Source organism: Pseudomonas sp. Irchel s3h17, from assembly GCF_900187505.1.
GTDB lineage: Bacteria > Pseudomonadota > Gammaproteobacteria > Pseudomonadales > Pseudomonadaceae > Aquipseudomonas.
On the sequence record NZ_FYDL01000008.1, the window covers coordinates 279,914 to 290,736 of the forward strand.

The following is a 10,823-nucleotide window of genomic DNA, read 5'->3' on the forward strand; positions in this document are numbered from 1 at the left end:
AAGCTCCCTCGCCACAGGATTTCCTCGGCAACAAATGATCGACAGGCATGCCGCCTCGGTCGCGGAACAGGTACGATACCCGTCATCTTTTTCAAGTCCTGTTATCGGAGTTACCCATGAGCGCCGTCAATCGCGCAGCGGTGGAAGCCGTCCTTCGCCAGTACACCGACCCTTACCTGAACCAGGATCCGATCAGTGCCGGTTGCCTGCGTGGTATCGATATCCAGGGCGATCGCGTCAGCGTTCAGCTGGAGCAGGGTTATGCCGCGGGTCTGTTCAACAGCGGCTGGGCGCAGATGCTGCAGATGGCGATCGAAAGCCTGGACGGCGTGGCCTCGGCCCGCGTCGAGATCACCACCCGGATCGCGGCACACAAGGCGCAGGCGCAGATCCCCGGGCTTGCCAACGTCAAGAACGTGGTCGCCGTGGCATCCGGCAAGGGCGGCGTGGGCAAATCCACCACCGCCGCCAACCTCGCGCTGGCCCTGGCCCGTGAAGGCGCCAGGGTCGGGATTCTTGACGCGGATATCTACGGTCCGAGCCAGGGCATCATGTTTGGTATCCCTGAAGGTACCCGGCCCAAGGTCAAGGACCAGAAGTGGTTCGTGCCCATCGAGTCCCATGGCGTCGAAGTGATGTCCATGGCGTTCCTGACCGATGACAACACCCCGATGGTCTGGCGCGGCCCGATGGTGTCCGGTGCCTTGCTGCAATTGGTGACGCAGACTGCCTGGGGCGACCTGGACTACCTGGTGATCGACATGCCGCCAGGCACCGGTGACATCCAGTTGACCCTGGCACAAAAGGTCCCGGTGGCCGGTGCGGTCATCGTCACCACGCCGCAGGACCTGGCATTGCTGGATGCGCGCAAAGGCGTGGAAATGTTCCGCAAGGTCAACATCCCGGTGCTGGGCGTGGTGGAAAACATGGCCGTGCACATCTGCTCCAACTGCGGTCACGCCGAGCACCTGTTCGGCGAAGGTGGTGGCGAGAAGCTGGCCAGCCAGTATGGCGTCGAGTTGCTGGCCTCGTTGCCGCTGTCGATGGTCATCCGCGAGCAGGCCGATGGCGGCAAGCCAACGGTGATCGCAGAACCCGACAGCCAGATCGCCATGGTCTACCAGGAACTGGCTCGCCACGTCGGGGCACGGATCGTGTTGCAGGAAGCTTTGTCGCCAGCGATGCCGAGTATCAGCATCAGCGACGATTGATGCAGCAACACGAGGGGAGTGTTTTTGTGGCGAGGGAGCTTGCTCCCGCCGACTGATCCTCGCTCGGGCGCGGCAGTCGTAAATCAGCTGACGGTTTTTGACTGTTAGAACTCGTCAGCCGGTTTCAGGGTGGCTTCGCCACCCAGCGGGAGCAAGCTCCCTCGCCACAGAAGCGGCGTGAGCTTTAAATGCGCAACCCGCCATCCATTTCCAGAATCCGGCCGGTGTAGTAGTCGTTCTCGAAAATGTAGGCCGCCGAATGGGCGATCTCTTCCGGTTTGCCCATGCGCTTGAGCGGGATACCGGCGGTCATTTTGTCCAGGGCTTCAGGCTTCATGCCCAGGGTCATTTCGGTCTCGATGAACCCCGGTGCGATGCCTGCCACGCGGATGCCGTAGCGCGCCAGTTCCTTGGCCCAGGTCACGGTGGCCGCAGCGACACCGGCCTTGGCGGCGGAATAGTTGGTCTGGCCGACGTTGCCGGCGCGCGAGATCGAGGAGATGTTGATGATCGCGCCGGACGATTTCAGTTCGATCATCTTCGCCGCCACTTCACGGGTGCACAGGAACACGCCGGTCAGGTTGACGTCGATGACGGCTTGCCATTGGGCCAGGCTCATTTTGCTCATTTCGCCGTCCTTGACCTTGATCAGCAGGCCGTCGCGCAGGATCCCGGCGTTGTTGATCAGGCCGTGGATCGCGCCGAAGTCTTCGGCTACCTGGGCGACCATGTGGGTCACCTGTTCTTCATTGGCAACGTTGCACAGGTAGGCGCGCGCCTCGACGCCGGCGGCTTTGCACGCGGCAACGGCCAGGTCGAGCTTCTCCTGGTTCAGGTCGACCAGTGCCAGCTTCGCGCCCTTGGCGGCGAAATACTCGGCCATCGAGCGGCCTAAACCCTGGCAGCCGCCAGTGATAATGATTACTTTGTCAGTGAGTTGCATTCGCATGCCTTAATTGCAGGTCTGAGTGGATTCCTTTTAGAGAGCCTCTCGATCTGCGCCTGACGTGGCCTGGCTGCACATGAGAACTGCCCCGAAGGCATTGCTGGAACTTTCTCCAGAAGCCTGTCCGTTTTTTCGACTAGTTCTATATAAGGAGTCATAAATTGAGCGTTGAAGCTGCCAAGCATGCACGAGAATTGCTGCTCAAGGAATACCGCGGGGTGCTCTCGACACTCTCCAAGGCGATGCCCGGTTTCCCGTTTGGCTCCGTGGTTCCATACTGCCTGAACGAGCAGGGCCGCCCACTGATATTGATCAGTCGGATCGCCCAGCACACCCACAACCTGCAAAAAGACCCTAAATGCTCACTGCTGGTGGGCGAGCGCGAGGCCGAAGACGTACAGGCCGTGGGGCGACTGACCTATCTGGCCGAGGCGCGGATGATCGAGGACGCCGCTGCGATCGAAGCCGCCGCCGAGCGCTACTACCGCTATTTCCCGGACTCGAGGAACTATCACAACGCCCATGACTTCGACTTCTGGGTGCTGGAGCCTGTCCGTCATCGTTACATCGGCGGTTTTGGCGCCATTCATTGGGTCAACGAACTGACCCTGGCCAACCCGTTTGCCGGCCAGGCAGAGGCGAGCATGATCGAGCACATGAATGCCGACCACGCCAAGGCCATTGCCCATTACGTCGAGCTGGCCGGTCTGCCGAACACCTCACCGGCGGAAATGGTTGGTATCGACCCCGAAGGCATGCACCTGCGGATTGGCCAAGGGGTGTACTGGTTGCCATTCCCGACGCTTTGCAATACGCCGACACAAGTGCGTGAAGCCCTGGTTTTACTGGCTCGCGCCGAGCATTGGCCAACAAATGAGACGAGCAAGGCTTGAAATCACGAAATGGCGACGTCATCTAAGGCTTACTTGCAAGGCATTCTTGCGTTGAGGAACCTGTTGATGCGCCCTTTTCTATTGCTCTTTCTGCTGTTTCCGGTGCTGGAGCTGTTCGTATTCGTGAAAGTCAGTGCGGCCATCGGGTTTTTCCCGGCGCTGCTGCTGATCATCCTCGGCTCGATGTTCGGGGTGTTTGTACTACGTATCGCCGGCCTGGCAACCGCGTTGCGCGCCCGTGAAAGCCTGAGCCGTGGCGAACTGCCCGCCCAGACCATGCTCGAAGGCCTGATGCTGGCCCTGGGTGGCGGCCTGTTGATCATCCCTGGCTTCATCAGCAGTGTGCTGGGCCTGGTCATGATGCTGCCGCTCACCCGGCGCCTGCTGGCCAACAAGATGCGCCAGCGTGCCGAGGAACAAGCCATTCGCCAGCGCGCCTTTGCCGATGACCTGCAACCGCGTGGTGGCCCGGTTCCGCGGCAACCGTTGGGGCGCGAAGCTGACGTGATCGAGGGTGAATTCGAGCACCGTGATTCCAAGTAAACGCATCCACCACACGGCACCTTCGGGTGCCGTGTTCGTTTTGCCGGGCCGTGCGGTAAAAAATTTCGCTGTGCTGCCCTTGTAATGAGCTTGCGCGCCCTTATGTAACGGTCACCGCAAGGTTTCTGGCGATGATCGCCAGACAGACTTCCGCGTCTCGCTCGACGAGCCGCAACCGGCCACGCCGGAAATTAACCCGCCGGGACTACACCGGCCGCTGAAACCACAATTAGGAGAGATCGACAATGAAGCTTCGTCCTCTGCATGACCGCGTCGTCATCCGTCGCAGCGAAGAAGAAAAGAAAACCGCTGGCGGTATCGTTCTGCCAGGTTCGGCTGCTGAAAAAGCCAACAGCGGCGAGATCCTCGCTGTCGGTACCGGCCGCGTGCTGGACAACGGTGAAGTGCGTGCGCTGGCTGTGAAAGTGGGTGACAAGGTCGTGTTTGGCCCGTACTCGGGCAGCAACACCGTCAAAGTCGACGGCGAAGACCTGCTGGTAATGGCTGAGAACGAGATTCTCGCTGTTATCGAAGGCTGATACCCCGCTCATTTTCCCGCGACTACTCAAGTATTTAAGGAATATCGATCATGGCTGCTAAAGAAGTTAAATTCGGCGATTCCGCCCGTAAGAAAATGCTCGCCGGTGTCAACGTCCTGGCTGACGCAGTAAAAGCGACCCTGGGCCCTAAAGGCCGTAACGTGATCATCGAGAAGAGCTTCGGCGCTCCGACCATCACCAAGGACGGCGTTTCGGTTGCCAAAGAAATCGAACTGAAAGATCGCTTCGAAAACATGGGCGCGCAACTGGTCAAGGACGTTGCTTCCCGTGCCAACGATGACGCAGGCGACGGCACCACCACCGCTACCGTTCTGGCTCAATCGATCGTCAACGAAGGCCTGAAAGCCGTCGCTGCCGGCATGAACCCGATGGACCTCAAGCGCGGTATCGACAAAGCGACCATCGCTATCGTCAAAGAGCTCAAGGCCCTGTCCAAGCCATGCGCTGACACCAAGGCAATCGCTCAGGTCGGCACCATCTCGGCCAACTCCGACAACTCCATCGGCGACATCATTGCCGAAGCCATGGAAAAAGTCGGTAAAGAAGGCGTGATCACCGTTGAAGAAGGCTCGGGCCTGGAAAACGAACTGTCGGTTGTTGAAGGCATGCAGTTCGACCGTGGCTACCTGTCCCCGTACTTCGTCAACAAGCCAGAGACCATGACCGCCGAGCTGGACGGTCCGCTGATCCTGCTGGTCGACAAAAAGATCTCCAACATCCGCGAAATGCTGCCAGTGCTGGAAGCCGTTGCCAAAGCCGGCCGCCCACTGCTGATCGTGGCTGAAGACGTTGAAGGCGAAGCCCTGGCGACTCTGGTTGTGAACAACATGCGTGGCATCGTCAAAGTCGCAGCCGTCAAGGCTCCAGGCTTCGGCGACCGTCGCAAGGCCATGCTGCAGGACATCGCCGTTCTGACCGGCGGTACCGTTATCTCCGAAGAGATCGGCCTGAGCCTGGAAAGCACCACCCTGGAACACCTGGGTAGCGCCAAGCGCGTGACCCTGTCCAAGGAAAACACCATCATCGTTGACGGTGCTGGCGTACAAGGCGACATCGAAGCGCGCATCACCCAGATCCGTGCCCAGGTTGCCGAAACTTCCTCGGACTACGACCGTGAAAAACTGCAAGAGCGTCTGGCCAAGCTGTCTGGCGGCGTTGCAGTGATCAAGGTTGGCGCTGGCTCCGAAGTTGAAATGAAAGAGAAGAAAGCCCGCGTTGAAGACGCCCTGCACGCTACCCGTGCAGCCGTTGAAGAAGGCGTGGTACCTGGCGGTGGCGTGGCACTGGTTCGCGCTCTGCAGGCCATCAGCGAGCTGAAAGGCGACAACGATGACCAGAACGTGGGCATCCAGTTGCTGCGTCGCGCTGTTGAAGCGCCACTGCGTCAGATCGTTGCCAACTCCGGTGACGAGCCAAGCGTTGTCGTCGACAAGGTCAAGCAAGGCACGGGTAACTTCGGTTACAACGCAGCGACCGGCGAATACGGCGACATGATCGAAATGGGTATCCTGGACCCGGCCAAAGTGACTCGTTCGGCTCTGCAAGCGGCTTCGTCGATTGCCAGCCTGATGATCACCACGGAAGCCATGATCGCCGAGATCAAGGAAGACGCTTCAGCTGGCGGCATGCCAGACATGGGCGGTATGGGCGGCATGGGCGGCATGATGTAAGCCAGCCTTACCCTGTACGAAAAACCCCGCTGGCGTTAAGCCAGCGGGGTTTTTTATTGCCTTCATTCTGGTCTGTCAGGAGAGCGATGGCGTCCGTTCAGGCGCTGACAGGTTCTGCCCTGGTCGCTCGCTCAGCCTTGGTCGCCGGCCGGTACAGCACGTAGTAGTAAGACCCCAGGCAAATCAGCCAGCAAAACACCGCTGTCCATACGTTGTGCGAGAAGAAGTGCGCGCCCTGCATCATCCGGCTGATGGAAAACACCGTGCCCAGACCGAATGCAAGCAGGAAGGCCGCGCGGGCCAGTTTCGGCCGACGGTCACGCAATACGAAGAACACTGCAAACAAGGCAAAGCCCGTGGCCGCATGACCGCCCGGCCAGCAACGCCCTGGCTTGTCTGTGGCGGGGCGGGGGCTGAGCAGTTCGCTGTAGGTTTCCTTGCCACCGAACTCCTTCAGGCTCCAGGGGCACTGCACGGCAGTCACCGCTTTGACGGGCGTGACGAACGCGGTCGCCAGGCCCAATGACAGCACCAGGCAGCCCAGCTCACGCTTGAACGGCTTGAGCCGTGTCAGCATGAACGAGCCGATGAAGCCAAGAATGGCGAACACCGAGAATCCGATCACCACCTGCTTGGCCCGGTCATGCAGGATATTTTCCAGAAAGTAGCTGTGGCGACCGATAAAGCCGCCGGCCGTCGGGTCGTAGAACAGCTGGGCCAGGCTCATGTCCAGCGACGTCAGTTCCAGCAACAGCAACGTGACAGCCGTCACGGCGGGGATGCCCAGGCAGATCCAGAAGTTCAGGGGGCGTGAGACTGGGCGTAAAACAGCGGATGGCATGTAAGGCGTCCTGAACGAGGAAGAGTGGATCGGCTACGGTTCGTGTACTCAAAGGGCCGTACTCTGCGCCTGACGCCGTAAGCTGTACGTGAACGCAGGGTGAAAATTTCGTGATGCCTTTCGTGGACGGGGTTGACGGGATTTGGCCCATCAGACAGCGCTGGCCCTGAGCCAGACTTGGCCTTAAGCTGCGCGAGCCAAGACGGCCGTAACTGTGTACGGAGCAGATACCCATGCGAATTCTATTGGTTGAAGACAACCGCGATATCCTCGCCAACCTGGCGGATTACCTGGGGCTCAAAGGCTATACCGTCGATTGCGCACAGGATGGCCTGTCCGGGTTGCACCTGGCGGCCACCGAGCATTACGACCTGATCGTGCTCGATATCATGTTGCCCGGCATCGACGGCTACACGCTCTGCAAACGCCTGCGCGAAGACGCCCGGCGCGATACGCCGGTGATCATGCTGACCGCCCGTGACCAGTTGGATGACCGCTTGCAGGGCTTCAAGTCCGGTGCCGACGATTACCTGATCAAACCCTTTGCGCTGTCGGAACTGGCCGCGCGCGTCGAGGCGGTCATGCGTCGTACCCAAGGGGGCGGTCGACGTGCGTTGCAGGTCGGCGATTTGAGCTATGACCTCGATACCCTGGAGGTGACCCGCGAGGGACGCCTGCTCAAGCTCAACCCGGTAGGCCTCAAGTTGCTGGCCGTGTTGATGCAGAAAAGCCCGCATGTGCTGCGTCGTGAAATTCTCGAAGAAGCCCTGTGGGGCGATGATTGCCCGGACAGTGACAGCCTGCGCAGCCATGTCCACCAATTGCGCCAGGTGATCGACAAGCCGTTCGCCAAGCCGTTGCTGCATACGGTGCACGGTGTGGGCTATCGCTTGGCCGAGGGGCGTGATGGAGTTTAAGCAGAGCCTTGCGCAACGAATCATCATCGCCTTTGCGTTGATGAGTGCGTTGGTCGCGGGGGCATTCGCCATGGGTATCGTGGCGACCGTGCACGTGGTTGAAGAGAAGCTGATCTCTGCCGGGCTGGGGGGCGATTTGCAGCGGATGCTGCTGATGGACAACACGTCCGAGTGGAGTCACCGGCCTGAGCCTGACCAGCTGTTCTATTTCAGTGGCGGCCCCGGTGCCTTCGACTTGCCCAAGGACCTGCGCCATCTGGACTCCGGGTTCCATGAGGTGTTTCGCGAGCAGCTGTCGTACCACGCGATGGTCGAGATCGTCGATGGCAGGCGTTACGTGCTGCTGCAGGATCAGAGCGATTTCGAAGAGCGTGAGCGAGTGCTGTTTGCCGTGGTGCTGGTGGGGTTTGTGTTGAGCCTCGCATTAGCGGTATTCCTGGGCTGGGTCCTGGCCCGTAAAGTGATGGCGCCGGTGGTCCGGTTGGCACGCCAAGTGCGCCACCGTGACCAGTTGCTCGGTCTGGCCCCCCCTTTGGCACCAGACTATGCCACCGATGAAGTGGGCGAGTTGGCGGTCGCCTTTGACGCCACCCTCGGTCGCTTGCGCCAGGCATTGAACCGCGAGCGGCTGTTTACCAGCGACGTCAGTCATGAGTTGCGCACCCCCTTGATGGTGCTGGCCAGCTCCTGTGAATTGCTGCTGGAGAACCCGGGCATCGACCAGCGCGGCCGGGCCCAGGTCGAGCGCATTGCGCGGGCCTGTGTCGAAATGCGCGAGCTGGTGCAGACCTTCCTGATGCTGGCCCGTTCGCAGCGTGACGAAACCAGCGGGGCGCCGCAGATGACCCTGGGGCAGGTGGCGCAGGACCTGATCGGCTTGTGGCGCGCACCGGTCGAGGCCAAAGGACTGGAACTGGTCTACAACGCCGGGAACCCGCTGGATACGCGTTACAACGCGACATTGCTGCACGCCGTCATGGGCAACCTGCTGCGCAATGCATTGCATTACACCGACAGCGGTTTTATCCGGCTGACGCTCCTGCCCAGCGGCTTTCTGGTCGAGGACAGTGGCGTGGGGATTCCCGAGGAGAAGCGCGAGGCCATGTTCGAACCCTTTGTGCGTGGCTCAGAAAATCGCGGCGAGGGCCTGGGGCTGGGCCTGTCGCTGGTACAGCGGATCTGTGAGAACCAGGGGTGGAGCGTCAGCCTCAGCACCATGGAGCCGAACGGTTGTCGCTTCCATGTCGAGTTACTCCTCGAGGGAGGGGAGGCGTAGGTGGGCAGGCATTCTTGAGGCGTATCCTGTGTCACAGGCCGGCTAAGCCCACCTTGAATCTGTAAAATTCTGTAATGGTTTCTTATTTTTTTAACGGAATTTTCACAACTGGATGACCTGGAACTCACATTGCGCTCCCTAAGGTAGCCGTCATCAGTTCAGGAGACATTGATGATGGATGACCCGGTCAAACTTGAATTTTCCGAAAAGTACGATGAGGAACATGCCAAGCGCTATCTGCGCAAGCATAAGGACGGTCTCGGCCGCCAACTGTCGCACAAGCGGGACTTGCAATTGGCACGTACCGCGCTCAAACGCGTAGGTGAACCGGGCCTGGTGCTGGACTTGCCCTGCGGTGCCGGACGCTTCTGGCCGATGCTGGCGGAAAAATCCAACCGTGTGATCATCGGGGCAGACAACTCCGCGTCAATGGTAAAGATCGCAACCCAGGCGCAACCTGCCGACGTGGTCAAGCGGGTACGCCCTTTGCAGACCTCTGCATTCGATATCGCCTTGCCTGACAGCTCCGTGGACAGCATCTTCTGCATGCGTTTGCTGCACCACATCGGTGAGGCCGAGCATCGACTGGCCATCTTGAAGGAATTTCAGCGTGTCACCCGCGACAGCGTCATTCTTTCCTTGTGGGTCGACGGCAATTTCAAGGCCTGGAAACGCAAGCGTGCTGAGAAAAGCCGTGCGCAGGAAGGTTACCAAAACCGCTTTGTGTTGCCGGCCGCTACGGTAGAGGCCGAGTTTGAGCAGGCGGGTTTCCGCATTCAGGAACATTTGGATTTCATTCCGCTCTACGCCATGTGGCGCGTTTATATTTTGCGAAAGAGGTAACAGCATGGCAGTTGAACAGGTATCGGAAACGCAACACGCGCCCGACGATCGCTTCGAGTATTTCTGGAGCCAGCGCGGCGAATGGGTGGAAGAGCCCAATGTACGTCGCGGTGGAGAAAGTGGCGTACAGCGTATCCATACACCTAATGGCCAATTGCTGTATGCCAAGCGCCAGACCGGGCATATCTATCGAGACTGGTTGCATCCGTTCGGCCGTCCGACCGTGTTGCGCGAGCTTGATGCCCTGACCGGCCTGCAGGCGTTGAAAGTCCGAGTGCCGGAAATCGTGTTCTGCGGTGCCCAGCCAGACCCGGTACACCAGTGGCGTGCGTTGCTGGTCACCAAGTCTCTGGACGGCTTTGTCGAGATTGAAGACTGGTATGCCAATGGTGGTCGCGAGCGTCATGGCGAGGCCTTGCATGACAGTATGCTCAAGGAACTGGCTGAAAACCTGGCGCGGATGCACAAGGGTCGTTGGCAGCACGGTTGCTTGTACATCAAGCATATCTTTGTGCGGGTCACCGGCGAGGGGGCTGCGGCCAAGGCCGAAGTGGCCTTGCTGGACCTGGAGAAATGCCGTCAGCGTCTGCTGAGCAAGCAGGCGGCCGTGCACGACATGAGGCAGTTACGGCGCCATTCGTCGTGGAAACCGGCAGACTGGGACAAGCTAGTCTATTTTTATAAGACGGCGTTTGGCAGCGCTATCAAAGGTTTATAGTGATGAAACTCGAAATTGCGCGAGGTTTGTTTCTAGTAGGAGCCTTGGCAGTTGCTTCATTGGCGGTGGCCGCATGGGAGCAGCCCCGCACGCAAGTCCTCAGTACCGCTCACGGCGACGAGCATTGTTTATTGCCACGGGTTGAGAAATCATCAGTGGCGACCCAGCCTGATCATGATTTGTTGTTGTTCATGTTCAGTATGAGCCAGGGAATGAGACCGCAGAGCTGAAGACATTGAAGCGCAACGAAAAGGCCTCGCACATGCGGGGCCTTTTGTTTGTGCGCCAGGCATGGCGCGTTGCGCGCAAGCGCAACCAGCTTGGCTGTGGTGGCCTCGCTGGTGACTTGGAGGTGAAAGTCCTCTACACACCCGGCAAGGGGAAGTGTTAGCCAGAGGCAAGGGT

General features: G+C 59.6%; 13 protein-coding genes. 10 read left to right on the forward strand and 3 right to left on the reverse strand.

Annotated elements, in window-relative coordinates; all coding sequences use genetic code 11:
- Positions 1–116: 116 nt before the first annotated feature.
- Complete coding sequence (apbC, locus tag CKW25_RS14025; protein ID WP_095080039.1) at positions 117–1,211, forward strand: iron-sulfur cluster carrier protein ApbC; 1,095 nt, start codon at positions 117–119, stop codon at positions 1,209–1,211.
- 184 nt (positions 1,212–1,395) lie between these two features.
- Here apbC and CKW25_RS14030 read toward each other — a convergent pair whose 3' ends face one another.
- Positions 1,396–2,154, reverse strand: a complete 759-nt coding sequence (locus CKW25_RS14030; protein WP_095080040.1) for an SDR family oxidoreductase — start codon at positions 2,152–2,154, stop codon at positions 1,396–1,398.
- A 164-nt stretch (positions 2,155–2,318) separates the two neighbouring features.
- Between CKW25_RS14030 and CKW25_RS14035 the strand changes: the two genes are divergently transcribed.
- The 4 genes from CKW25_RS14035 (at position 2,319) to groL (ending at position 5,823) form a co-directional block, all read left to right on the forward strand.
- Positions 2,319–3,050, forward strand: a complete 732-nt coding sequence (locus tag CKW25_RS14035; RefSeq protein ID WP_095080041.1) for a HugZ family protein — start codon at positions 2,319–2,321, stop codon at positions 3,048–3,050.
- 66 nt (positions 3,051–3,116) lie between these two features.
- Positions 3,117–3,593 carry an FxsA family protein gene (locus tag CKW25_RS14040; protein ID WP_095080042.1) on the forward strand — a complete coding sequence of 159 codons (477 nt, stop codon included), beginning with the start codon at positions 3,117–3,119 and terminating at the stop codon, positions 3,591–3,593.
- A 245-nt stretch (positions 3,594–3,838) separates the two neighbouring features.
- A complete protein-coding gene (locus CKW25_RS14045; RefSeq protein ID WP_019827816.1) occupies positions 3,839–4,132 on the forward strand; it encodes a co-chaperone GroES in 294 nt (97 codons plus the stop codon).
- Positions 4,133–4,182: 50 nt separating this feature from the next.
- Positions 4,183–5,823 carry a chaperonin GroEL gene (gene groL / locus CKW25_RS14050; RefSeq protein ID WP_095080043.1) on the forward strand — a complete coding sequence of 547 codons (1,641 nt, stop codon included), beginning with the start codon at positions 4,183–4,185 and terminating at the stop codon, positions 5,821–5,823.
- Positions 5,824–5,920: 97 nt separating this feature from the next.
- On the opposite strand, the gene CKW25_RS14055 is transcribed toward groL, so the two are convergent.
- The gene (locus tag CKW25_RS14055; RefSeq protein ID WP_095080044.1) at positions 5,921–6,664 is read right to left on the reverse strand and encodes a phosphatase PAP2 family protein; all 744 of its coding nucleotides are present in this window, start codon (positions 6,662–6,664) and stop codon (positions 5,921–5,923) included.
- Positions 6,665–6,897: 233 nt separating this feature from the next.
- Between CKW25_RS14055 and colR the strand changes: the two genes are divergently transcribed.
- The 5 genes from colR (at position 6,898) to CKW25_RS14080 (ending at position 10,648) form a co-directional block, all read left to right on the forward strand.
- The gene (gene colR / locus CKW25_RS14060) at positions 6,898–7,581 is read left to right on the forward strand and encodes a two-component system response regulator ColR (protein WP_095080045.1); all 684 of its coding nucleotides are present in this window, start codon (positions 6,898–6,900) and stop codon (positions 7,579–7,581) included.
- On the forward strand, positions 7,571–8,857 hold the full coding sequence (locus CKW25_RS14065) for a HAMP domain-containing sensor histidine kinase (protein WP_095080046.1): 1,287 nt from the start codon (positions 7,571–7,573) through the stop codon (positions 8,855–8,857). The genes colR and CKW25_RS14065 overlap by 11 nt, the downstream gene beginning before the upstream one ends.
- A 171-nt stretch (positions 8,858–9,028) precedes the next feature.
- Positions 9,029–9,700 (forward strand): class I SAM-dependent methyltransferase, encoded by a 672-nt coding sequence (locus CKW25_RS14070; protein ID WP_371855127.1) that lies wholly within the window; start codon positions 9,029–9,031, stop codon positions 9,698–9,700.
- Positions 9,701–9,704: 4 nt separating this feature from the next.
- Positions 9,705–10,418 carry a lipopolysaccharide kinase InaA family protein gene (locus CKW25_RS14075; protein ID WP_095080047.1) on the forward strand — a complete coding sequence of 238 codons (714 nt, stop codon included), beginning with the start codon at positions 9,705–9,707 and terminating at the stop codon, positions 10,416–10,418.
- Between the two features lie 2 nt (positions 10,419–10,420).
- Complete coding sequence (locus tag CKW25_RS14080) at positions 10,421–10,648, forward strand: hypothetical protein (RefSeq protein ID WP_095080048.1); 228 nt, start codon at positions 10,421–10,423, stop codon at positions 10,646–10,648.
- Here CKW25_RS14080 and CKW25_RS26845 read toward each other — a convergent pair.
- Positions 10,591–10,823, reverse strand: a 233-nt coding sequence (locus tag CKW25_RS26845) for a hypothetical protein (RefSeq protein ID WP_218192554.1), incomplete at its 5' end; no start/stop codon positions are given. The two genes, CKW25_RS14080 and CKW25_RS26845, sit on opposite strands and share 58 nt — an antisense overlap.

Bases quoted from the DNA above. Each gene is read 5' to 3' on its own strand.
- CKW25_RS14075 (WP_095080047.1), top strand. From the start codon at position 9,705: ATGGCAGTTGAACAGGTATCGGAAACGCAACACGCGCCCGACGATCGC.
- CKW25_RS14080 (WP_095080048.1), top strand. From the start codon at position 10,421: ATGAAACTCGAAATTGCGCGAGGTTTGTTTCTAGTAGGAGCCTTGGCA.
- CKW25_RS14030 (WP_095080040.1), bottom strand. From the start codon at position 2,154: ATGCAACTCACTGACAAAGTAATCATTATCACTGGCGGCTGCCAGGGT.
- CKW25_RS14045 (WP_019827816.1), top strand. From the start codon at position 3,839: ATGAAGCTTCGTCCTCTGCATGACCGCGTCGTCATCCGTCGCAGCGAA.
- apbC (WP_095080039.1), top strand. From the start codon at position 117: ATGAGCGCCGTCAATCGCGCAGCGGTGGAAGCCGTCCTTCGCCAGTAC.
- CKW25_RS14040 (WP_095080042.1), top strand. From the start codon at position 3,117: ATGCGCCCTTTTCTATTGCTCTTTCTGCTGTTTCCGGTGCTGGAGCTG.
- groL (WP_095080043.1), top strand. From the start codon at position 4,183: ATGGCTGCTAAAGAAGTTAAATTCGGCGATTCCGCCCGTAAGAAAATG.
- CKW25_RS14055 (WP_095080044.1), bottom strand. From the start codon at position 6,664: ATGCCATCCGCTGTTTTACGCCCAGTCTCACGCCCCCTGAACTTCTGG.
- CKW25_RS14070 (WP_371855127.1), top strand. From the start codon at position 9,029: ATGATGGATGACCCGGTCAAACTTGAATTTTCCGAAAAGTACGATGAG.
- CKW25_RS14065 (WP_095080046.1), top strand. From the start codon at position 7,571: ATGGAGTTTAAGCAGAGCCTTGCGCAACGAATCATCATCGCCTTTGCG.
- colR (WP_095080045.1), top strand. From the start codon at position 6,898: ATGCGAATTCTATTGGTTGAAGACAACCGCGATATCCTCGCCAACCTG.